At 70.4% G+C, this 22,395-nt stretch carries 20 protein-coding genes; 10 read left to right on the forward strand and 10 right to left on the reverse strand.

Going from position 1 to position 22,395, the window contains the following annotated elements; all coding sequences use genetic code 11:
- Window positions 1-141 precede the first annotated feature (141 nt).
- Both HDA40_RS06250 and HDA40_RS06255 read left to right on the forward strand, forming a co-directional pair.
- Complete coding sequence (locus HDA40_RS06250) at window positions 142-1,752, forward strand: cellulase family glycosylhydrolase (RefSeq protein ID WP_253752871.1); 1,611 nt, start codon at window positions 142-144, stop codon at window positions 1,750-1,752.
- A 67-nt stretch (window positions 1,753-1,819) separates the two neighbouring features.
- On the forward strand, window positions 1,820-2,071 hold the full coding sequence (locus tag HDA40_RS06255; protein WP_253752873.1) for a hypothetical protein: 252 nt from the start codon (window positions 1,820-1,822) through the stop codon (window positions 2,069-2,071).
- 51 nt (window positions 2,072-2,122) lie between these two features.
- On the opposite strand, the gene HDA40_RS06260 is transcribed toward HDA40_RS06255, so the two are convergent.
- On the reverse strand, window positions 2,123-3,190 hold the full coding sequence (locus HDA40_RS06260; RefSeq protein WP_253752875.1) for a WD40/YVTN/BNR-like repeat-containing protein: 1,068 nt from the start codon (window positions 3,188-3,190) through the stop codon (window positions 2,123-2,125).
- A 55-nt stretch (window positions 3,191-3,245) separates the two neighbouring features.
- Window positions 3,246-3,977: an SAM-dependent methyltransferase gene (locus tag HDA40_RS06265; RefSeq protein ID WP_253752877.1), complete on the reverse strand. Its 732-nt coding sequence runs from the start codon at window positions 3,975-3,977 to the stop codon at window positions 3,246-3,248.
- Between the two features lie 61 nt (window positions 3,978-4,038).
- On the opposite strand from HDA40_RS06265, the gene HDA40_RS06270 reads away from it, so the two are divergent.
- Together HDA40_RS06270 and HDA40_RS06275 are read left to right on the forward strand one after the other, a co-directional pair.
- Complete coding sequence (locus HDA40_RS06270; RefSeq protein ID WP_253752879.1) at window positions 4,039-4,599, forward strand: hypothetical protein; 561 nt, start codon at window positions 4,039-4,041, stop codon at window positions 4,597-4,599.
- Between the two features lie 43 nt (window positions 4,600-4,642).
- Window positions 4,643-5,887: an MFS transporter gene (locus HDA40_RS06275; protein ID WP_253752881.1), complete on the forward strand. Its 1,245-nt coding sequence runs from the start codon at window positions 4,643-4,645 to the stop codon at window positions 5,885-5,887.
- 95 nt (window positions 5,888-5,982) lie between these two features.
- Here the strand turns inward: HDA40_RS06275 and HDA40_RS06280 are convergent, their stop codons facing one another.
- Complete coding sequence (locus HDA40_RS06280) at window positions 5,983-7,356, reverse strand: glycosyl hydrolase family 18 protein (protein WP_253752883.1); 1,374 nt, start codon at window positions 7,354-7,356, stop codon at window positions 5,983-5,985.
- 903 nt (window positions 7,357-8,259) lie between these two features.
- Complete coding sequence (locus HDA40_RS06285) at window positions 8,260-9,915, reverse strand: DivIVA domain-containing protein (protein WP_253752886.1); 1,656 nt, start codon at window positions 9,913-9,915, stop codon at window positions 8,260-8,262.
- Window positions 9,916-10,147: 232 nt separating this feature from the next.
- Here HDA40_RS06285 and HDA40_RS06290 point away from each other — a divergent pair, with 232 nt between their 5' ends.
- Window positions 10,148-11,299, forward strand: coding sequence for a hypothetical protein (locus tag HDA40_RS06290; RefSeq protein WP_372502848.1), 1,152 nt, complete (start codon window positions 10,148-10,150; stop codon window positions 11,297-11,299).
- Here HDA40_RS06290 and HDA40_RS06295 read toward each other — a convergent pair.
- Window positions 11,274-12,131 (reverse strand): hypothetical protein, encoded by an 858-nt coding sequence (locus HDA40_RS06295; protein ID WP_253752889.1) that lies wholly within the window; start codon window positions 12,129-12,131, stop codon window positions 11,274-11,276. The two genes, HDA40_RS06290 and HDA40_RS06295, sit on opposite strands and share 26 nt — an antisense overlap.
- The gene (locus tag HDA40_RS06300; protein ID WP_253752891.1) at window positions 12,128-12,577 is read right to left on the reverse strand and encodes a globin domain-containing protein; all 450 of its coding nucleotides are present in this window, start codon (window positions 12,575-12,577) and stop codon (window positions 12,128-12,130) included. The genes HDA40_RS06295 and HDA40_RS06300 overlap by 4 nt, the downstream gene beginning before the upstream one ends.
- A 167-nt stretch (window positions 12,578-12,744) precedes the next feature.
- Here HDA40_RS06300 and HDA40_RS06305 point away from each other — a divergent pair, with 167 nt between their 5' ends.
- A complete protein-coding gene (locus tag HDA40_RS06305; protein ID WP_253752893.1) occupies window positions 12,745-13,281 on the forward strand; it encodes an HdeD family acid-resistance protein in 537 nt (178 codons plus the stop codon).
- Window positions 13,282-13,370: 89 nt separating this feature from the next.
- Here HDA40_RS06305 and HDA40_RS06310 read toward each other — a convergent pair whose 3' ends face one another.
- Entirely contained in the window at window positions 13,371-14,915 is a 1,545-nt protein-coding gene (locus HDA40_RS06310) for an MFS transporter (protein ID WP_253752895.1), read from the reverse strand.
- 55 nt (window positions 14,916-14,970) lie between these two features.
- Here HDA40_RS06310 and HDA40_RS06315 point away from each other — a divergent pair, with 55 nt between their 5' ends.
- The 4 genes from HDA40_RS06315 to lexA all read left to right on the forward strand — a co-directional run bounded on the left by HDA40_RS06315 (window position 14,971) and on the right by lexA (window position 18,228).
- Window positions 14,971-15,690 carry a TetR/AcrR family transcriptional regulator C-terminal domain-containing protein gene (locus HDA40_RS06315; RefSeq protein ID WP_253752897.1) on the forward strand — a complete coding sequence of 240 codons (720 nt, stop codon included), beginning with the start codon at window positions 14,971-14,973 and terminating at the stop codon, window positions 15,688-15,690.
- Between the two features lie 64 nt (window positions 15,691-15,754).
- On the forward strand, window positions 15,755-16,474 hold the full coding sequence (locus tag HDA40_RS06320; RefSeq protein ID WP_253752899.1) for a type II toxin-antitoxin system CcdA family antitoxin: 720 nt from the start codon (window positions 15,755-15,757) through the stop codon (window positions 16,472-16,474).
- A 105-nt stretch (window positions 16,475-16,579) separates the two neighbouring features.
- Window positions 16,580-17,515 (forward strand): methylenetetrahydrofolate reductase, encoded by a 936-nt coding sequence (locus HDA40_RS06325; RefSeq protein ID WP_253752901.1) that lies wholly within the window; start codon window positions 16,580-16,582, stop codon window positions 17,513-17,515.
- 47 nt (window positions 17,516-17,562) lie between these two features.
- The gene (gene lexA, locus HDA40_RS06330; protein WP_372503151.1) at window positions 17,563-18,228 is read left to right on the forward strand and encodes a transcriptional repressor LexA; all 666 of its coding nucleotides are present in this window, start codon (window positions 17,563-17,565) and stop codon (window positions 18,226-18,228) included.
- A gap of 3 nt (window positions 18,229-18,231) precedes the next feature.
- Here the strand turns inward: lexA and HDA40_RS06335 are convergent, their stop codons facing one another.
- From HDA40_RS06335 to HDA40_RS06345, 3 genes are all read right to left on the reverse strand, one after another.
- Window positions 18,232-19,095, reverse strand: coding sequence for a septum formation family protein (locus HDA40_RS06335; RefSeq protein ID WP_253752905.1), 864 nt, complete (start codon window positions 19,093-19,095; stop codon window positions 18,232-18,234).
- Between the two features lie 109 nt (window positions 19,096-19,204).
- The gene (locus HDA40_RS06340; RefSeq protein ID WP_253752907.1) at window positions 19,205-21,595 is read right to left on the reverse strand and encodes an ABC transporter permease; all 2,391 of its coding nucleotides are present in this window, start codon (window positions 21,593-21,595) and stop codon (window positions 19,205-19,207) included.
- On the reverse strand, window positions 21,592-22,284 hold the full coding sequence (locus HDA40_RS06345; RefSeq protein ID WP_253752909.1) for an ABC transporter ATP-binding protein: 693 nt from the start codon (window positions 22,282-22,284) through the stop codon (window positions 21,592-21,594). Before HDA40_RS06345 ends, HDA40_RS06340 begins: the two co-directional genes overlap by 4 nt.
- Window positions 22,285-22,395 lie beyond the last annotated feature (111 nt).

Consider the following 22,395-nt stretch of genomic DNA (forward strand, 5'->3'; position numbering starts at 1 on the left):
CGTCGGACGCGACGGCGGGGCATTGATGGGAGTCTTGTCGCGGGAGCGCTCCCATGCCACACTGTAGCCCCGAACCACCCTCCCCTTGCCTGATCTCCCACCGCCCGGCGAGGTCCCGCCCAGGAAAGGTCGAGGCCACACATGAAACGTGTCGCCCTGGCGAGCATCGCCCTGCTCGCCCTCGTATCGTCCACTCTGCTGACGGCCCAGCCCGCGTACGCCGCCACCGGTCTGCACATCAGCGGCCGGAACATCGTCGAGGCCAACGGCAGCGCCTTCGTGATGCGTGGCGTGTCCCACGCGCACACCTGGTACCCCACCCAGACCAACTCCTTCGCCAACATCAAGGCACTCGGCGCCAACTCCCTTCGCGTAGTGCTCAGCGGCGGGCGCTGGACCCCGAACGCCGCCTCCGACGTCGCCAACGTCATCAGCCTGTGCAAGGCCAGCAAGCTCATCTGCGTACTGGAGAACCACGACACCACCGGGTACGGCGAGCAGAGCGGCGCGTACACGCTGGACCAGGCGGTCGACTACTGGATCGGGCTGAAGAGCGTCCTCGTCGGCCAGGAGGACTACGTCGTCATCAACATCGGCAACGAGCCGGTCGGCAACAACAACGCCGCCCAGTGGACCGACGCCACCAAGAACGCCATCACCCGGTTGCGCAGCAACGGTTTCCAGCACCTCATCATGGTCGACGCGCCGAACTGGGGACAGGACTGGCAGTTCGTGATGCGCGACAACGCCGCCTCGGTGTTCGCCGCCGACACGGCCCGCAACACGGTCTTCTCGATCCACATGTACGGCGTCTTCGACACCGCGGCTGAGATCACGGCGTACCTCGACGCCTTCCAGACGGCTGGGCTACCGCTGGTCATCGGCGAGTTCGGGTTCAACCACTCCGATGGCAACCCGGACGAGGACACGATCATGGCCCAGGCCGTCTCCCGCGGCGTCGGTTATCTCGGCTGGTCGTGGAGCGGCAACGGCGGCGGCGTCGAGTACCTCGACATGGTCACCAACTTCAACCCGAGCGCCCTGACGAGCTGGGGCCAGCGCATCTTCAACGGCGCCAACGGCATCGTGGCGACCGCCAGGGAAGCGGCGATCTACTCCGGCGGCACCAGCGACACCGTCGCGCCCACCACCCCCGGTACGCCCACCGCGTCCGGCGTCACCGCGACCGGCGCCACGCTCAGCTGGACAGCCTCGACCGACAATATCTCGGTCACCAGCTACGACGTGCTGAACGCGTCGAACACCGTCGTCGCGTCGTCGTTGACGAACTCCGTCACGCTGACCGGGCTCACCCCGTCCACCCAGTACGCGCTGCGCGTACGGGCCCGGGACGCGGCCGGCAACCAGTCCGCCGTGTCGAGCGCCGTCACCTTCACCACGACGACCGCCCCGACCGGCACCTGCAAGGTGGTCTACACGGCCAGCCCGTGGACCGAGGGCTCCGGGACCGGCGGCTTCACCGCCAACATCGCCGTCACCAATACGGGCGCCAGCGCGATCTCCGGCTGGACGCTCAAGTTCACGCTCCCTAGTGGACAGACGCTGACCGCGCCGGGCTGGAGCGCGACCTACACCGTGAGCGGGCAAGCGGTGACCGCGACGAACCTCTCCTACAACGGCAACCTCGCCGCGGGCGGCTCCACCGGCATCGGCTTCAACGGCCGCTGGAGCGGCACCTACAGCAGCCCGACGTCGTTCACCCTGAACAACAACCCCTGCACGACGTCCTGACGGCCGGCGGGCGGGCGCGCGACCGGCGAGGGTTTCGCGTCCGCCCGCTTCCGGGTACGCCCATGTCATGACCGATGACCAGACGACCGAGACGGTTCCGACGCGCGGCGACGGCCATGACGAGATCCTCGCGCTCGACACCAACGGGGACGGCAAGCCGGACCTGTGGGCGATCGACACCGACGGGGACGGCAAGCCCGACCTGTTCCAGTCTGATGTGGACGGTGACGGTCAGGTCGAGGTCACCATGGTGGACCTCGATCAGGACGGCACGATGGACATCAAGGTCGACGGCGACGGCGGCCATCCGCCGGTCTAGCGCACCAGCGGCCGGCCCGAGGACCGGGCCGGCCGCTGTTCGACTTCAGGATCAGCCGAGGGTCAGCCTTGCGATCCGGCCGGCCGCGCCGGAGGCCCAGCAGGCGCCGTCGTTCGTGCACTGCACGCCGTGCAGGCTGCCGGTCTCGAACCGGTGCCAGCTCCGGCCGCCGTCCCAGGTGATGTCGCTGCCGGTCGGGCCGACCGCGACGGCCACGCCCGGCACCTTGGTCCAGGCCACTCCCGATCGATACTCCCCTGGTACGCCGTCGGCCGCGACCCAGGTCCGTCCGCCGTCGGCAGTCCACGCCGCCCCGTTCGGCGCCGAGGTCGGGGCGGCGAAGTCGCCGCCGACCGCGATGCCGTGATGCGCGTCGCGGAAGGCCACCGAGTAGACGCCCGCGCTGGGGCCGCTCGGGATCGGCGAATCGGTGACCGTCCAGGTGCGACCCCGGTCGGCGGAGCGGAACACGCGGGCGGTCGCGCCGCCGCCGGTGGCGAACCAGGAGTCCCGCCCGGCGGTGCTGACGATGCACGTGCCGCTCGCGGCGAACGCGAACTCCCCGGCCAGCGCGGCCGGCATGCCGTCGCCCGGCACGATCGACCAGCTACGGCCGCCGTCGTCCGTGGACAGCAGCCGGAAGCGGCCGTCGACCGGGTCGGACAGGGCGAGCCCGTGCCGGTGGTCGAAGAACGTCATGCAGTCGTAGAACGCCGCCGGTTCGGCGTTGCGGAAGCTCTCGGTCCAGCTGGCCCCGCCGTCGGCGGTGGCGTAGATCCGGGAGTCGGTTCCTTCGCCGATCGACAGGATCACGGCGTGGTCGGCGTCGAACGCCTGGATGTCGCGGAACTGCAGTTCGGCCGTGTCCGACGGGCCGACGTGCTGCCAGGTGCGCCCGCCGTCCACGGTACGCAGGACTTCCCCGCCGCTGCCGCTGGCCCAGGCGATCCGGCGGCTGACCGGGGACAGCCCGCGGAGGCTGGACGTGGAACCGGTCGCGAAGTCCTGCCAGCCCGGCTGCGGCCGGTGGCCGCCGGAGGCGTACGCCGAGCCGGGAGCGAGGGAGGTGGTGAGGGTGGCCACCGCCACCAGGGAAACGATCGTCGTCAGACGTCTCATGAACGCCGAACCTACCGCCGGTGATCGAATCCCGCGACCGCCCGGCTCCCCAGACTCAGAGGGGTTTGATGGCGACGCCGCCCCAGAACGCGTCCGGAACCTGCTCCGGCTCCCCGTCCGGCCGCCACTTCGCCACCGGGACGATGCCGTCGATCCGCCATTCGCCGAGCAGCCGGCCGAAGTCGCGGGGATCGCGCATGTGGAACCCGGGACCCATCATGGCCAGCGCGTCCGGGTACGCCGTCAGTTCCAGCCCGTCGAAGTCGACGATGAGGAAGCTGCCCGTCTCGACCTGGGCGTACAGCTGGGACAGGGCGTCGGCGAGCTGGCCGTCGTCGAGGAACGCGGCGAGGCCGAGGAAGACGACGCCGACCGGCCGGACACCCCACCCCGGCAGGTACGCCGAAGGGTCGAACCCGCGCAGCGCGGTGGCGTCGGCCTCCGCGTAGTGCGCGTTGTCGGCCATGGCGAGCAGCGCCGAGCCGTGCGCGACGATCTTCGGGTCGGCGTCGGTGTAGAGGACGTGCGCGTCCGGGACGATCTGGTGGACGTTGCCCTGGCTCGGGATGCCGGCCCCGAACACCAGGAAGTCGGTGATCCCCTGGTCGGCGACGAATCGGACGGTCCGGCCCAGGTAGGCGCGCAGCGACCGGAAGATCTCCGCGCACGGCCCGTACGCCTGCTCGAACGCCTCGGCGGCGGCGATGTCGACCGGAAAGTGGTCGTACCCGCCCAGCCAGAAGTCGATCATGCGGGCGGTGCTGGGCGTCGATGGCTGGACGGTCATAAAAGGCAACCTACCCGGCCAACGCCAGTCATGGAGTGTCCTGTCCCGGCACAATGGAGGCATGAGGCCGGAGGAACCGGAAGACCGCTTCGTCGGCGCCGCCCGGGTGCCGTCCCGGGCTGTCGACCCGGTGACCGCCGTTCCCGCCCCGGCGGCCCGGCCGCCGCGGCCCAACCGGGCGCTCTGGTTCGCTGGAGCGGGCGCGGTCGCCGTCATCGTGCTGTCGATCGGCGTACTGGTGGGGTATGCGCTGCGCCCCGCTCCCGTGGCGAGTCCCGGTGCGGCGGCGAAGACCTCGGCGTCGCCGAAGCCGCCGCCCCGAGACTCCCCCAAGACGGTGACTCAGCGCTATCTGGACGCGGTCGTCGCCGGGGACAAGACGAAGAGCGACAAGGAGCTGTGCGGTCTGTTGCGGGGTACGCCGCAGAACCAGGCCGATCTCTCCCAGTACCACGTCAACGACCTGGTCACGCTGGAGGCCCAGGAGGGCAAGGTCGACGGCAAGCGGGCCACGGTCGAGGTGAAGGTCGCGGTGCCGATCCTGGGCTCGACCAGGTTCACCGTCGATCTGGTCGACGAGAAGGGCGTCTGGAAGGTCTGCGGCTTCGGCGCAGGTCAGTGACGACGGGGTTGATCAAATACGCCGACGGGCGCAAGATGACGCCATGTCCGAGACGACGGGGGTCAAGCCGCCCAGCCTATGGCGGAACAAGGCGTTCACCCTGCTGTGGAGCAGTCAGGCGTTATCCGATCTAGGCAGCTCGATGTCGAGCCTGGCGATGCCGCTGCTCACGCTGGCAATCACCGGCTCGCCGATTCAAGCCGGCGTGGTGGGCACCTCGGCGGCGGTCGTCCGGCTGGTCTGCCAACTCCCGGCCGGCGTCGTCACCGACCGCATCGACCGGAAACGGCTCATGCTCGTCGCCGACGCGGTACGGCTTTGTGCGTACCTGTCGCTTGGCATCCTGGTGCTGGCCGACCGCGTGTCGCTGGCGTGGATCGTGGCGATCAACATGATCGTGACGGTTTTCCATGTGGCGCACGAGAACGCACAGTTCGGCGCGGTCCGCAACGTCGTGCCGCTGGACCGCGTGCCGGAGGCGACCGCGCGGAACGAGGCCCGCGGGGCGGCGGTCTCGCTGATCGGGCCGCCGATCGGCGGCGCACTGTTCGGCCTGGCCCGCGCCTTGCCGTTCTTCACCGACGCGGTGTCCTATCTGCTGTCGTTCATCGGCGTCTCGCTGATCCGTGAGCCGATGCAGCAGGAACGCTCCGAGCCGCGCGAGCACCCGGCCAAAGAGCTGATCGAGGGCGTGAAGTTCACCCTGTCCGAGCCGTTCCTGCGCGCGGTGCTGCTGATCGCGCCGCCGATCAACCTGGCCTTCAACGGCATGATCTTCGCGATGGTCGTCATCTTGCAGCAGCGGGGCACACCGCCCGCGCTGATCGGCACGGTCGAGACCATCATCGGGGCGGGCCTGCTGTTCGGCGCACTGATCGCGCCGAGACTTGCACAGCGCGTTCCGATGCGGCGGCTCATCATCGGGATCACCTGGCTGGGCGCCGCGCTCATGGCGAGCGCCGCGCTGCTGACCGGCTCGATCCTCGTCGCCATTCCGGTGGCGCTCGCGATCATGCTCGGCCCGGCCTGCAACGCGGCACTGTTCGGCTACCAGGCCGCGGTCACGCCGGACCGCATGCAGGGCCGCGTGATGTCCGTGATCATCCTCGTCGCCACCAGCCTCGCCAGCCTGTCCGCACTGCTGGGCGGCTCGCTCGTGCACCTGGCGGGTGGTCCGGTCACGGTGCTGGTTTTCGCGGGACTCATGGCTGTCGCGGCGGTCGCGGCCACCATCAGCCAAGGGGTACGCGGAATGAAGCCGCTGTCGGAGCTGCAACCGGCGACCTAGTTCTGCAGCACTGGACTTAACGGGATGGCGTGGTCCCGACGCGCCTGAGGATCACGCCATCCCGGTCTCACGGCAGCTGTCTCATGGCAGCTGTTTCATGGCAGCTGCCAGACCTGGTTGGCCGAGGCGTAGCAGGTCCAGATCTGCAGCCGGGTGCCGTCGGCCGAGCTCGGCCCGGTCGCGTCCAGGCACTTGCCCGAGTTCGAATTGACGAGGGTGCCGTTGGACTGGGCCTGCCAGACCTGGGCGCCCGTGCCGTTACAGTCCCACAGCTGGATCTTCGTACCGTCCGCCGTGCCCGCGCTGGTGACGTCCATGCACTTGCCGAGCGCCCGGACCGTCCCGTCGGAGCCGACCGTCCACCGTTGAGCATTGGTGCCGTTGCAGGTCCACAACTGGATCGCCGTGCCGTTGGCCGTGGCCGCACCGGAGACGTCGACACACTTGCCGCCATAGCCGGTGATCTGCCCGGTACGCCCAGTCGGCGGAGTGGTGGTGCCGCCCGCCGCGTCGAAGATGGCCGAGACCAGCGACGTCGAGCCGGTGGTGTCCTGGGACAACTCCCAGTTCATGATGCCGCCGGCGTTGGCGACCGCCCACTGCGTCTTCCGCTTGATCGTGGGGATGCCGTTGTAACACTGCTGAGCGCCGCCGACCGTAGTGCAGTCCCGGTTGGCGTTCGCCGGGTCCATCGCCACGAGCTGGGCGTACGTGTAGTAGCCGGGACGGCTGTAGAACGGCACGCCGAGCACGGTCTTCGAGGCCGGCAGACCACGCGACTTCCAGAAGTTCGCCGCCGCGATCGACCAGTCATAGTTGGCGTGCGGGCTCCCCCCGTCGTACGCCATGATGTTCAGGAAGTCGACGTACCCGAAGACGGCCGTCTCCACGCCGTAAGCCGTCGAGCCTTCCGACACGACCGCAGCCGTGAGCAGCTTGCCCCGGCTGTGCATCGCCGAACTGAGCGCCGACATCAGCTGGGTGTAGTTGCTCGCCGAAGTGCCCGGATCGGGGTACTCCCAGTCGATGTCGACGCCGTCGAGAGCGTACTGGTTGATGAGGTTGACGACGCTGTTGACGAAGGTCGTCCGGCCGGTAGAGCTGCCGGCCAGGGTCTCGAACGCCGAGTCGTTGCCGTCGTTCCAACCGCCGATCGAGATCGACACCTTGACGCCGTTGGCGTGCGCCGACGACACCAGCGAGGACAGCTTCGCGGCGTTGTCCACGGCACCCAGCGTGCCGTTCGAGTTCGGCAGGACGAAGGCGTAGTTGATATGCGTCAACTTCGAGTACTGCACGGCGCTGACACTGCCCGACCACGACGGCAGGTAGCCGACGCTCCGGAAACCGGCGGGCAGCGCTGCCTGCGCGGGCGTGGGGGTGGCCAAAGCCGTTGTGGCCAGCGCCGTCGTGACTACCGTCAGGGCTGCGGTGGCGCAGCGGCGCCACCAGGGGACGGATGTGGGCATCGAGGGTTCCCTTTCGCAGAGGGCCGGTGGGGCCGGCGGTCTGAGCGAGAAGCCTCTAAATATTAGGAAACCTTAATTAAAGAATCAAGTTAAGCCCTGAAATAAGTCTCTACATGCGTGTCGTGGTGCGCTTTCGCTCGGCGGCGCTTCGCCTCCGCAGGGCGGCGTCCGCGTACGCCGGGCGGTGTAGCTCCTACGCCGCGCGTTCGCGGGCGGCACCACGCTGTCGCGGAGTGGCGTCGCTCGTTCGCGGGCGGTCCGGGCACCACTGGAACGCTGTGCACCTATCAGCAGTCGTGTTAGGTACCTGGCGTTCCGGAGATCACGGCGCGAGCCCGCGGCACCCGCCGGGCGGTCCGGACGTTCGCGGGCGGCGCCGCGCCATCGCGGGACGGAACCACGCTGTCGCGGGACGGCACCACCGCGGGGCGGCACCACGCGTCGCGGAGCAGCACCACGCGTCGCGGGGCGACGCCACGCACCACTGGAACGCTGTGTACCTATCAGCGGTCGCGTTAGGTACATGGCGTTCCGGAGATCGCGGTGCGAGCCCGCGGCACCCGCCGGGCGGTCCGGACGTTCGCGGGTGGCACCACGCCATCGCAGGACGGAACCACGCTGTCGCGGGACGGCACCACTCTGTCGCGGGGCAGCACCACGCACCACCGGAACGCTGTGTACCTATCAGCGGTCGCGTTAGGTACATGGCGTTCCGGAGATCGCGGTGCGAGCCAGAGGCGCCCGCAGGCGCGAGCTCCTGGCACCTCGCGGCGTGAGCCGGAAGCGCCCGCGGCGGCTGCGACGTGAGCGGGCGGCGCACGCCGCCTGCGAACGCGCGGGCTCAGCGGGGCGGGCGCGCCCCGAGGTTCGGGGGCACGCCCGCCGGCGCTCGGCGTACGACGGTTATTCGGCGGCGACGTGCGGCTGGAGTCCACGCTGCGTCGGGATGAGCCGGCCCAGTTCGTCGCGGTTCGGCCCGTCCTCGTCGGCGGGCAGTTCGTCGTCGGCCAGCTCGGCGTCGACCGTCTCTTCCAGATCCTCGACCTCGTCCACCAGCGCCTCGATGACGGCGGCGGACTCCCGGAGGTCGGCGAGTTCGTCGGTACGCGCAGGGTCGTCCCGGCGCGGCAGCTCCGGCCGGGGTGCGCCCTCGGGCACGACCGCTACGGCGTCGGCAGCCTGCGGTTCGGCGGCGCGTCGGCCTGCGGTGAAACCGTCGAAGGCGTCGCGGTCGAACAGCAGCCGGTCCCGGCCGTTGCGTTCGGCCCCAGCCGGAGCGTGGTTGCCGTTGCGCTCGGAGAACAAACTCGACTCCGGTACGCGCGGCCGTTCCATCGCCCGCTGCTCCGCACCGCCTGGAACGCGTACGTGCTCCTCGGGGGTGCTCTGTACGCGCGGGTGCTCCTCGGTCGGCGCGAACGCCGCGGCGGCCGGCGAAACGGGCGACTCCGCCAGGGGCTCGGCGACCGGCGCGGGCGTGTCGACCGGAATCGTGGTGCCGTCGGGCCGCATCGCGACCATCTGGTACTCGCCGGTCTCGGCGCTCATCGCGGCGGCGGCCATGACCGCCTGCGCGGCGCGGTCGGCCATCCGCTTGGCTTCCCGCTGCAAGCGCGCCCGCACCTCTTCGGCGTGCCGCTCGGTGGCGTCCGCCTCGCGGCGGGCGTCGTTGAGCCGGTTCAGCTCGCTGGACAGCTCTTGCTTCACCTCGACCAGGCGGCGCTGCAACTCGGTCAGCTCGTTCGCGGCGACCGAACCCTGCTGGCGCGCCTCGCCCAGGCGCTGCTGGGCGTTGTCCAGCGCGGCCTGGAGTTGGGCCAGTCCCTGCTGGCGTACCTCGATCTCCTGTTGCACGGCGGCGAGCTGCTGCTGGTGTGCGGCGTTCTGCTCGCCCGCCTTGCGGCGCAGCTCGGAGGCGTATTGCTGGGCTTCTGCCTGCAGGCCGGCGTTCTTCTGCTCGGCCTCGTTGCGCAGCCGGGCCAGATCGGCCTCATGCGCGGTACGCGTCTCGGTCAGCTCCTGCTGAGTCTGCGCACGGGCGGCCTCGATCTCCTGCTGCAGTTCCTTACGCGCCTGCTCCGCCTCTTCGAGGCTGTTCTCGCGGGTCTGCTGCGCGTCCTGGTCGGCCTGCTCCCGCGCCGCCTGGGCGTCGGACCGGATCTTGTCGGCCAGTTCCCGCGCGTCGGCCACCGTCTTGTCGGCCTCGGCCTGGTGATCGGTGGCGCGTTGGGCGGCGGCGTTGACGATCGCTTCGGCCTGCTTCTCGGCCAGTCCGATGATCTGGTCGACCATCGTGCCTAGGTGACCGAACGAGGCCCGCTCGAGTTGTTGCGGCCGCTGGTGCAGCTCGCTCAGTTCCACCCGGGCCTGCTGCAGCTGATTGTTCAGCCGCTGGACCTGGTCGAAGGCGCGCTGCCGCTCGGTGGACAGGGTAGCGAGGTCGCCGGCGACCTGTTCGACGTAATAGTCGACCTGGCGCTTGTCGTACCCGCGCATGACCTGCGCGAACGACGGACGGGACGGCCCATCGCCTCGGTACGACTCCTCGTTCTGGGACATTGCGCGCCACCCTCCCAAACGGCCACGAGCCCGCCGCGGGGTCGTCGGTGGGCTCGGCGACGGACTATACCGCCCGCCTGCGGTTGCGCAACGTTACCGCCGACCGGCGGGACGCCAGCACCCCCCACCCGGACATCATCTCCGCGACTTTCGCGCCCGGCCGCCGGATCGCGTTGCGCTGCGGTGCCGGCCGGACAACGTGGCACACGCCGATCCGCGTACCCCTCGTAGGATGCCCGAGGTGCGCAGACTCGCCCTCCTCCTCTGTCTGTCCCTCGCCGGCTGCGGCTCGGCCGACCCCGCAACGACCTGGGTCGAGTCGAGCGGTTCGCCGTCGCCCGGCGCCGTGACCGCGACTTCGGCGGCGGCCTCGCCGTCGCCGTCGAAGCCGGTCGCCGCGTTCAGCGCGGGTAATCCGAAGGGGACGGCCAAGGTGCCCGCCGAAGCGAAGGCGGTCGACACCGGCAAACCCGATCGGGTGATCGGCAACGGCACCGCGGCGAGCTGCACCTCCGAGGCGGTGGTCGCGGCCGTGGCCAAGGGTGGCGTCATCACCTTCTCCTGCGGCTCCGCGCCGCTCACGATCACCATGAAGAGCACCGCGAGGGTACGCAACACGAGCGCGAAGGTGGTGCTCGACGGCGGCGGCCTGGTGACCCTCAGCGGTGGTGGCAAGCGCCGCATCCTCTACATGAACACGTGCGACAAGTCGCTCGTGTGGACCACGTCGCACTGCAACGACCAGGCCTCGCCGCAGCTGACCGTGCAGAACCTGACCTTCGCCGACGGCAACTCCACTGGGGACGCGACGGAGGGCGGCGGCGGAGGTGCGATGTTCGTCCGCGGCGGCCGGGTGAAGGTGGTCAGCTCCCGTTTCCTGCGGAACAGATGCGACACCACGGGACCGGACCTGGGTGGGGCCGCGCTCCGGGTGCTCGACCAGTACCAGGACAAGCCCGTCTACATCGTGAGCAGCACCTTCGGCGGCGCGTCCGGGCAGGGCGGCGTCTGCTCGAACGGTGGCGCGCTGAGCAGCATCGGCGTGTCCTGGGTGGTGCTCAACAGCCTGCTCACGCACAACCGTGCGATCGGCAAGGGCGCGAACCCGGCCCGCCCCGGTACGCCCGGCGGCGGCAGCGGCGGCGCGATCTACACCGACGGCGACCGGTTCACGGTGACCATCGCCGGCAGCATCGTGCAGGACAATCGGGCCGCCGAAGGCGGTGGAGCCGTGTTCTTCGTCAGCAACGACCGCACCGGGACGATGACGATCGAGAACTCGACCTTGCGCCGCAACAAGAGCGACGGGTTCGAGACCTACCCCGGGATCTTCTTCCTCGGCGCCAAGCCGCCCACGATCATCGGTCCGAAGCCCGCACGCTGACGTCGGTGAGCCCGCGAGCGGCCAGCCGGGCGTCGCGGTCGGCCTGCTGCAGCCGCTTCCGGGCGGCCTGCACCGCGCGGTCGGCCTCGGCCCGTCCCTCGTACGCCTCGTCGAGCCGCTGCCGGAGTGCGTCCACTGTGTCTCGTGCGGTGCGGAGGAGGGCTTCGGCGTCGGCAAGCTCGGCCTCGGCCTGCTTCCGGGCGGCCTCAGCCGCCGCTTGCAGTCGTTTCTCCGCCTTGCGTTCGGTACGCTCCGCCGCCGTTTCCGGCTTCGCGGACTCCCCCGCGACGGCCGCCGCCTTGGATCGCGGCTTGCCCGCCGGCGCGCCCTGCGTACTGGTGTCGACCGCGTCGTCGGTGGGGACTGCGCTGAGCAGGCTGGTGAAGCCGATCCGGGACAGCCCTTCGGACAGCTGCCCGGCGAGCAGTTCGTCGGCGGCGGCCGGGTCGGCCAGCGCGGATCGCAGGGTCTGCTCCAGCCCGCGTTCGGTCGCGTCGGCCACCGGGCGGTCGGCGAGTTCGTGCGCCTGGCGTACGAGGTCGGCGACCACTTCGTGCTGCCGGGTGGACAGCCGCCGGAGCTGCTCGCCGTCGAGCCGCGTGGTGGCCGCACGCAGCTGATCGCCGAGGTCGACGAGCTGCTCGACGGCCTCCCGCCGCTGCCGGACGAGCTGGTTGGCCAGCCAGGCGACCGCGTTCGGCTTGCGCAGCTTGGCAAGCCGGGCGGCCAGCATCTTGTCGCCGGCCGCCTTCGCGTCGCGGGCCGCCGCGTCCCGGGCGGCGGTGAACTCCGCCTGTGGCAGGCCGTAGAGGTCGTCGGCCGGGTCGGTCACGCCTGCCGACCGTCCCAGGACCAGCGCGGCATCGGCGCCCCGGCCGGGACTTCCGCGTCGCGGCTCATGTGGTCCATGACGTTGTCGACGGCCCACCGCATGTACGCCGCCAGCGCGCCCCGGAACTCGGGATCGTCCGGCAGCCCGGCGTCGTCCATCGCCTGGACGAAGCACTCGTAGAACCGCTCCCCCATCTCGGTGGGAGCCTCGTTGCCGCAATGGATCCCGAGCATCTGGGCCTGCCCGCCGAACGGGGTGAACCCCGCCGGGCCGCCGAGCACCTCGGCCCAGTACGCCGCCAGCCGCTCGACGTGCTGCGGATGACCGGGGTGGGAGAAGGGGTGGTTGAGCACGGGATCGTCAAGACACCGCTGATGGTGAGCGGCGGCCAGCGCCAGGATCGCGGGGCTGCCGCCGGCGTACTCGTAGAGGGAGGGCCGGGCCATGCCTGCGACTATTCCACTCCGACCGTGCCGTAGGTGGGATCTCCCGCAAGATCAAATATCCGCGGCTGAACGGCGTCCACCAGACGAGCACCGATTAACGTCGAACTCATCGGTCGCTTGCCGACATTTCCCACTTTCGCGGCGGCTTCGCCCCGTACCGTCGATCTATGACGATGACGCAGGTCAGCGGCTGGCGCAGCGCCACCCCCGCCGGAGCGGTCACCTCGATCGTGCTGGGCCTGGTGCTGCTGGTGTGGCCCGGCCAGACGCTGGAGGTCTTCGGCTGGCTGCTTGCGATCGCCCTGTTCCTGCTCGGGCTCGCCCGAGTCCTGACCGGCGTCACCGGGCATCGGACCGGTCGCGGCCGGGCGTGGCGGATCGTCACCGGCCTGATCTACCTCATCGCCGGGGTGGTCGTGGCAGCCAACCTGCCCGGCTCGATCCGGACGATCGTCGTGCTCGTCGGCATCGGGTGGATCGTCGCCGGGGCGGCCGAGATCGTGGCGGCCTACCAGAATCCGCCCGGCGAGCGGTCCGTGGCCATCGTCATCGCCCTCATGAACGCGTTCTTCGGCCTGATCCTGCTGGTCTTCCCCGAGCCCAGTCTCGTCTTCGTCATCTGGATCGCGGCGATCTGGCTCATCCTGACCGGGGTCCTCCAGCTCGCCTTCGCCTGGTGGCTGTCCCGCTCCGCCTCCCGCTGACCTTCCCCTGACGGCGAAGTCGATCATGCCGTCAGGGGAACGATCACGAACTCTGGTACGCGACACGCCGGTCGATCATGGCCGAAGGTTCATGATCGACCCGACAGGGCGGTGGCGGGGGCGGGGGCGGGGGCCGGGGCCGGGGCTGGGGCTGGGCGGAGCTTGGGTAGCAGGACGGCCGCGAGCACTGCGGCGGCCAGCGAGAAGCCGACGGCGGCCCACGAGCCGAACGACATGGCCTTGATGAAGGCGTCGCGGGCGATGGCGGCGAGCCCGGCGTCGTTGAGCGAGAGCGCGCCCGCGAGTGATTCGCGTGCCACCGCGGGCGCCTCGTCGGGCATCCGGGAGGTGTAGACGCCGGCCAGGACGCTGCCGAGGACCGCCACCGACAGCGCCATGCCGACCTGCTGGACGGTGTCGTTGAGGGCCGAGCCGACGCCGGCGTGTTGCTGCGGGACCGCACCGAGAAGCGTCGCGTACGCCGCCGGCCCGGCGAGGCCGCCGCCGACGCCCATGATCATGAGGCCGGTGATGAGCGCGCCGTAGCTGCTGGACGCGTCGAGGAAGGCGATGACCACGAAGCCCACGGAGATGACGGCCAGCCCGACCATGATGAGCACCTTGTTGCTGACCTTCTGCCCCAGGGCCGCCCCGACCGCGTTGAACAGCGCGGCGGCGACGGCATAAGGCAGCAACGCCAGTCCGGCCTTGATCGGCGTGTAGTCGTGCACGAGCTGGAGGTACTGGGTGAGCATGAGCAGCAACGCGCCGGTGCCGAAGGACAGCAGCACGATCGAGAAGCTCGCGCCGCTGAACCGGCGGTCGCGGAACAGTTCCAGCGGCAGCATCGGCGACGCGCTGCGGGTCTCCCAGAACACGAACGCGCCCAGCCCCAGCACCGCGAGAGCGACGGCGACCAGCACTCTGGGTTCCGACCAGCCGTCGGCCGGCCCGGCGATGATGGCGTACACCAGGGCGGTCATGCCCACTGTGGACAGCACGACGCCGGCCGGGTCCAGCTTGCGGGCCGGGCCGCGCGACTCCGGCATGAGCAGCACCGCCGCGAGGATGGCGACCGCGGCGACGGGCACGTTGAGCAGGAAGATCGAGCCCCACCAGTAGTGGTCGAGGAGGAACCCGCCGACGGTGGGGCCGGCGATGACGCCCAGCATCGCGACCGCGCTCCAGGCGGCGAACGCCTTGCGGCGTTCATGTTCGTCGAAGACCGTGATGAGGATCGAGAGCGTGCTCGGCATCAGCAGCGCGCCGCCCACGCCCATCAGCGCGCGTACGCCGATCAGCTGCCACGGCTCGGTGACGAGCACAGCGAGCGTCGACGCGCCGCCGAACAGGGCGAGCCCGAGGAGCAGCAGCCTGCGGCGGCCGAACCGGTCGGACAGCGAACCTGAGGTCAGCAAAAGCCCGGCGAAGACCAGGATGTACGCGTCCAGCACCCATTGGATGTCGGCGGGGGTCGCCTTCAGGTCGGTCATCAGCGCCGGGATGGCGAGGTTGAGCACGGTGTTGTCGACGACCAGAACCAGCAGGCTGAGGCAGAGGACCGCCAGGATCCACCAGCGCCGCGGGTCCCGCTCGGCCGGGACAGCCGTCTCTCGTACAGTGTTCGAGTCCATTCGCACACTGTACGACAGACTCGCACAGTGTGCGAGACCGATTATGCTTAGGTCCATGCAGACTCCGGTGACCTCGGTGTGGACGCGCGAGAAGCGGCCCGCCAAGTCCTCGAACCTCGACCGCGCCCAGATCGTCCGGGAGACCCTCGCCCTGCTGGACGAGGAGGGACTCGACGCGTTGAGCATGCGGCGCCTCGCCGCCCGGCTCGGCTCCGGCGCGACCAGCGTCTACTGGCACGTGGCGAACAAGGACGAGCTGCTCGAACTCGTGCTCGACGAGGTCTACGGAGAGTTCACCGTCCCGGTCGGCGACGACCTGCGCTGGCGCGACGTGGTCCAGCGGTACGCGTACTCCATGTGGGACACGCTCATCCGGCATCCGTGGGCCGTCCCCCTCATCGGCACGCGCCCCGCCATCGGGCCGAACGCGCTGCGCTCGATGAGCCGGGTCACCAGCACGCTGACCGGAGCCGGGTTCGTCCGCTCGAACATCGACTTCGCGTGGGCGGCGGTCTTCTCCTACGTGCTCGGCACCGTCACCTCCGAGGTCGCGTACCGGGCGATGGTCGCGAAGTCGGGCGGCGACCCCCAGGCTTTGCAGCTCAAGATGCGGCCGCTGCTCGTCGAGGCCGCGGCCGACCACCCCGAGCTGATCGACCGCTACGACTCCTATGAGGACGAGGACCCGGCGGTGGCGCGGGCGCTCAGCTTCGACTTCGGGCTGATCAGCCTGCTCGACGGGCTGACGCTCCGGCTGGAGCGCCAAGAGCGTTGACATCGATCGCACTAGGGGTACAGTGGGGTTATAACCCCACTCTAACCCCAGAGGAGCGGTCGTGATGCCGAAGATCAACGTCTACCTCTCCGACGAGCTGGCCGACGCGGTGAAGCAGGCCAACCTGCCGATCTCCGCGATCTGCCAGCGCGCCCTGGAGCAGGCGGTCCGGCGGGTCACCGCCATGCACGAATCCCTCCACGACGAGGTGGACCTGGAGGCCAACGTGCAGTTCAGCCGATTCACCAAGCGGGCGCAGACCATCGTCTCGCTCGCCATCGACGACGCGCGGGCCGACAACCGTCCCGCCACGACCGCCGACCTGCTGGCCGCCATCGTCGACGAGAACGAGAACCTCGCGTTGCGCGTACTGCGGTCGATGGACATCGAGCCCCAGGAGCTGAGCGCCGCCCTCGCGGCCCGCCACGCGCGGCCGGCCGAGCCGTCCGACCAGCGGTACGAGGACGCCCTCAAGGAGGCGCTGCGCCTGGCGGTCACCGAGGCCATGGGGCTCGGGCACAACTACGTCGGCTCCGAACACCTGCTGCTCGGCTTGATCGCGGAACCTGCCGGCTCCGCGGGCCATCAGCTCCGCAGCGCGGGCGCCGACCTGCGGCTGACCCGTCGCGCGGTCGCGGCCGTGCTGGCCGGCTGGGCCGCGCGCAACGAGTCCGCGGCCACCCCCACCGCCGACGTGGTCACTGCCTTGACCTCGGCGGTACGCGAACAGCTGATCCCGATCACGGAACGCCTCGACCGCCTGGAACAGCGCCTCACCCCCTGACCCCCTTCGCGTTGATCATGGAGTTGACCGCGGTGTCGGTGGCATGTCGCGACCGGAAATCCCATGATCAACGGCCGCGGTTGGGCGGCGCGATAGGGTCGGCGGATGTCGCGCGATCTACCCCGCCCGCCGCTGCCGGAGTTGCTGGCCGGCGGCCAGGCCGGAGCGCTGCTGTTCGGCATCACTCCGCCGCGCAGCAGCGCGACTCCCGAGCAGATCAGTGAGATCGCCGCGGTGACGACCGCCCGGCTGGCCGAGCTCGACGTCGACGGGCTGGTCCTCTACGACATCGACGACGAGAGCGACCGGAATCCGGCCGAGCGGCCGTTCCCCTACCTGCCGACGATGGATCCCGCCGCGTTCCACGCCGAGCATCTGGCCGGCTGGGATCGTCCGGTCGTGATCTACCGCTGCGTCGGCAAGTACGCCGAGGACGAGTTGCGAGGCTGGCTGGCCGACGCGGACCCGCAGCGCGTACTCGGGGTCTTCGTGGGCGCGTCGTCCAGCCAGAAGGCCGTCCGCACCGGGCTGCCGCAGGCGCAGAAGCTTCGCCGCGAGGTCCGGCCCGATCTGCTCCTGGGCGGCGTCGCCATCACCGAGCGCTACGTCGGCGGCCGCGACGAGCACCACCGGCTGCTGGCCAAGCAGGCCGACGGCTGCACCTTCTTCATCTCGCAGGTCGTCTACGACGTGGACTCGACCAAGAGCATGGTGTCCGACTACTTCTACGCCTGCGCCGAGCAGGGCGTCGCGCCTCGGCCACTGCTGTTCACCCTGTCCGTCTGCGGATCGCTGAAGACGCTGGCCTTCCTGAAATGGCTGGGCGTCGGCATCCCGCGATGGCTGGAGAACTCGCTGCGGCACGCGCCCGATCCCCTCGCGGAGTCCTACCGGCACTGCGTCGCGGCCGCCCGGGAGCTGAGCGAGTTCTGCCGGCGGCTCGGCATGCCGTACGGGTTCAATGTGGAGAGCGTGTCCATCCGCAAGGTCGAGATCGAGGCGTCCGTCGCGCTCGCCGCCGAGGTGCGTACGCTGCTCTGACCGACGCCGGCTCTGATCCGGCGCGGCAACGCCCGCCCGGCGGGCGGATACGCCATGATCATGGGGTGGTTCTGGCGGAAGACATCGACACCTCCATCCTCACTCCGCGGCAGCGCGGCATTCTCGGCGTGATCCGGGACTGGGTGGTCCGGCACGGCTATCCGCCGACCGCGCGGGAGATCGCCGACCGCGTCGGACTCAGCTCTACGTCCACGGTCGCGAAGCACCTGCGGGACCTGGAGGACCGCGGGTATCTGCGACGCGGCCGCGCGGCCACCCGGCCCGTCGACGTCCGGATGTTCCTGCAGCCCACCGGGTCAGACGCGCCGGACGCGTCGCCGCCCGCGATGGTGCCGCTGCTCGGCGCGATCGCCGCGGGCGGCCCGATCCTGGCCGAGGAACACCCCGAGGAGATCCTCGCGCTGCCCCGCGAGCTGGTCGGCCGGGGCACGCTGTTCTGCCTCCGGGTCCGCGGCGAGTCCATGATCGACGCGGCCATCTGCGACGGCGACATCGTGGTGGTACGCCAGCAGCCCGACGCGTACAGCGGAGACATCGTCGCCGCGATGATCGACGGCGAGGCGACCGTGAAGGTCTATCGCAAGCGGGGCGGCCATGTTCTGCTGGAACCGCAGAATCCGGCGTACGACGTGATCGACGGCGACGAGGCCGTCATCCTCGGCAAGGTCGTGTCCGTCATGCGGCGGGTCTGACCCTCACTTGTAGCGCGGCACCGCCGTCTTGCGGCCCTTGGCCGAACCAGCCATCTTGGCGTTCCGCAGCCAGAGGAAGCACCGTACGCCCTTGCGCCCGGCGGCGAAGTTCTCCGAGGCCGTGCCCGCAACGTCGAGGTACCGGTCGTCGGCCTGCGAGTAGGACACTCCGACGTACTTCGCCACCAGGCCCATGCACCGGTCGTGGAGCGCCTGCCAGTCGTCCTTGGACACCGGGGGCTGCGTCGCGGTCGCCACGAAGGAGCCGACGTACTCCGTGTTGTGCGTGCTAGCGCAGGCGATCTCGGTCAGGTCGGCCGTGCTGCCGTTGACCTTCGTCTGGTAGCAGCCCATGCGGAGCGCCGAGTCCGGTTTGAGGGCCGCGTCGCGCTTCGAATATGTCTCGTCCTCGTACGACGTCGGTTGCAGCAGGTCGCAGCCGTACCAGCGGGCGCCGCCCAGCCACGCCTCCGCCGTCGGCAGGATCAGCCGCAGCTCCAGCAGGAAGTCGAGCCACGAGGAGCCGAGGAGTTGATCGGCCCGCCCCGAGCACTCCGTGTACGCACCCGCCAGCGCCGGGTTCGTCGCCAGCGGCAGGGACTTCTCGTTCGCGATCGCGCCCGACAACTGCCCTACGTAGATCGTCTCCGACACGTGGGACTCGGCGCACTCGACGACGGCGTAGTCCTTCCGGGAGGCGTTCTCCGCGACCGCTCCGGTGTGGCAACCCAGCTCCGGCACGAACGCTGCGGCCGACGGCATCGGGCGCCAGTCGTCGGCGAGGTCCCCGTCGCCGCCCACCGTGCCGCAGCCCGCCAGCGTCGCCGCCAGTGCCATCGCCACCACCACTGCGGCGCTCTTCCTCATCCGACCATTGTGGATCAATTCCCGCCCGGCTGGATCAGGGTTCCAGGTCGAATCTTGCTTCATGATTCGATCCGGAACCCTGATCCAGCGCACCCTGGGGGACGAACGGCTACTCGGTACGCAAAGCGGTCGCCGTCCGGATCCGCGCCGCCCACCCGGCCGGCAGCAGCGCGCCGACGATCGCGATGACCAGACCGCCCAGCGCCAGCAGCCCCATCAGCCAGGGCTGATAGACGTCCAGGAGCGCCGGAGGCAGGCGTACGCCCGCGCTGTCGCCCATCGCGGGCACCATGACGCCGTGCAACGCCATTCCGGCGGGCACCCCGGCGATGCCGCCGACGAGCCCGATCACGACGACCGAGGCGAGCACCACGGTGACGGCCTGCTTCGGGGTCATCCCGATCGCCTTGTGCACCCCGAGTTCGCGTACGCGTTCCCGGGTCTGCAGGACGACCGCGTTGAGCACGCCGAGCGCCGCCACGGCGACGAGCATCACGGTCAACAGCGCGGTCAGGGCGTTGAGGGCGGCGAGGGTGCTGCTGTTGCCCCCCGGGTTGACGTTGGCGTGGAAGCCGAACGGCTTCAACGCCGTCTCCAGCGAGGTGGCGTACGCGTTCGCGTCGGTGCCCTCGGTCAAACCGACGTAGTACTCCGACGGAGTCACCTGCGGCATGACCGACGTGAGCGTGGCGATGTCGGTGAAGACCTGCATCCCGTTGTTCTGCGTCGAGAAGATCTCGCCGACGACGCGTACGGGGATGTGGAAGTTGTTCACCGTCACCGTGATCGTGTCGCCGATCTTCGCCCCGGTCGCCGTCAGCATCGGCGTCGGCAGGATCGCCTCGCCGGCGCCCGCGTACCAGCGGCCCTCGGTCATCTCGAAGCCGGCCCACCGCGGGTCACCCCGGTACGCGAGCACGTCGACCTCGCCGGTGATGCCGGCGACCGTCGCGGGCGCGGTCAGTAAGCCGTAGCTTTCCTTGGTGCCGGTCACTCCGGCGATCGCCGAGGTCACCGCGGCGGGATCGGGGCCGCCCGCGTCGAACGGGCCGGGCGGCGGCCCCTGGTTGATCGGCGGCGGGCCGGACTGCTCTGCGCCTTCGGGCGGTCCCATCATGAACGGCCCGACGAGGATCTGGGCCTTGTCGTGCGAGCGAGCGGTCTCGACCAGGGTGAGTGACGCGGTCAGGCCGATGGCCAGCGCGACCGAGGCCGCCCCGAAGATCACCGTGGCGAGCATCGCCGCCATCCGGGCGGGCCGGGCGAACGGCTGGGCCAGCCCGAGGCTGACCGGACGCGGCAACGGCAGCCGGGACGCGAGCGAGGCGGCGAACCGGCCGCGGCCGGCAGCCGGTGCTCGCCCGACCGCGAGCGCGTCCACGGTACGCAGCCGCCCGGCCTTCGCCGCGGCGATCAGCGCGGTCAGCGCCACGATGACGAGCGCCGCGACCACCACCAGGACGTCGACCCAGGGCTGCACCGCCGACGGGGCGGTCTCGTAGACCTCGTCCGACTCGGCGAGCACCGGGATGGCCAGCAGGTTGCCCGCGACGACGCCGAGGACGACGCCGACCGCAGCCGGAATGAGCGCCTGCAACACGTACGCCCGGACGACTTGGGCCGGAGTGAAGCCGATGGCCTTCAGCACCCCGATCCGGAAGGTCGCCGCACTCACCGCCCCGGCGACCACGCCACCGACGCTCAGGATCGCCATGATCAGCCCGAGGAGCCCGAAGGCGATCAGGAACGGCACGAACAACGCGGCGGTGCGGTCGGCCCCCTCCTTGACGGTCAGCCAGGACTGGCTGCCGAGCAGCGATTCGCCCGGCGCGGCCGCGGCGATCGCCGCCTTCGCGGTGTCCATGTCGGACGCTGTGGCGGCCGTCGTGAACCGGTAGAGCATCTGGTATTCCGGTTTCGCCCCGGCCGGGGTCAGCGAGGCGATGGCGGCCGGCAGCACCCACGCGTCGGCGGTCCGGCTGACCGACCGGGCGTGCCCGACGACGATGAACGTCGGGCTGCCGGGCAGCGCCTCGAAGGTCAGCTTCGTGTCCAGCGGGATCTGGTCGGTCAGCACGATCTCAGTGGCCGAGGTGGGCCAGTGCCCGTCGCTGAGCGACACCTTGTCTACGCCGGAGGCCGGCTGGGCCCGCCCGGCGATCGTCAACGGTTGCAGCTCGTGCCCGCCTTGGTCCCCGCTGCCACCGAACCGGGGCGTCTGGGTCACGACCTGGAAAGGTCCCGAGCTCTCGGCGACGCCGGACGCGCTCGCCGTGGCCGCCGTCTGGGCCTCGGTCGCCCTGGACCCGTCGAAGAGGGCGCTCAGGTGGGCGCCGTGCTGCTCGGCGAACCCCCGGTCGAACGGAGCGGTCGACACCACGAGCAGCGACCCGGCCAGCACCGCCGCCGCGACCGCCATGAACGTGGCCAGCCCGACGACGGCCGTCTGCACCCGGCGGCGGCCCACCCCGGAGCGCACGACCTTGCTGAGTCCGCTCACCGCGCGGCTCCCATCCGGGTGCGGGTGTCGGAGTCGATCCGTCCGTCCACCAACCGGACCGTACGCGTGGCGCACGCGGCGGCCAGCGACTCGTCGTGGGTGACGAGGACGAGGGTCTGCCCCTCCCCGTTCAGCTCGGTGAGCAGCTTGCGTACGTCGTCGCCGGAGGCGCTGTCGAGGGCGCCGGTCGGCTCGTCGGCGAGCAGCAGCGTCGGCTTGTTCATCAGCGCGCGGGCGACCGCGACCCGCTGACGCTGGCCGCCCGACAGCCGTCCCGGGTACGCCCCCGAGTGGCGGCCGATGCCGAGCGCCTCCAGCAGGGTGGCCGCCCGCTTGCGGGCCTCCGACCGGCTCATCCCGGCCAACTGCGCGGGCAGGACGACGTTGTCGGCGACGGTCAGGTCGTCGAGCAGGTTGAAGAACTGGAAGATCATCCCGACGTGCGCGCGCCGATACCGAGCCGTGGCCGCTTCGCCCAGTTTGTCCAGCCGGACGTCGGCGACCGACACCGTCCCCGCGTCGGGCCGGTCGAGCCCGGCGATCAGATTCAGCATCGTCGACTTGCCACTGCCGGACGGGCCGAGGATGGCGACCGCCTCGCCCGGCTCGACGGTCAGCGTCACGTCGTCGAGCGCGGGCGGTCCCTGGTCGTACCGGCGGCTGACGCCGCGCAGTTCGATCACAGCCATGGTGTGCTCCCTCATATCGAGATCAAGTGACGTCACGGTAGGAACCGGATAGGCCGGCCCGCGTCCGCGTGCGGAGCGATATCGCGTACGCCGCTGGGCGGGGGTCATCCT

The sequence above is a fragment of the Hamadaea flava genome (genome assembly GCF_024172085.1).
GTDB lineage: Bacteria > Actinomycetota > Actinomycetes > Mycobacteriales > Micromonosporaceae > Hamadaea > Hamadaea flava.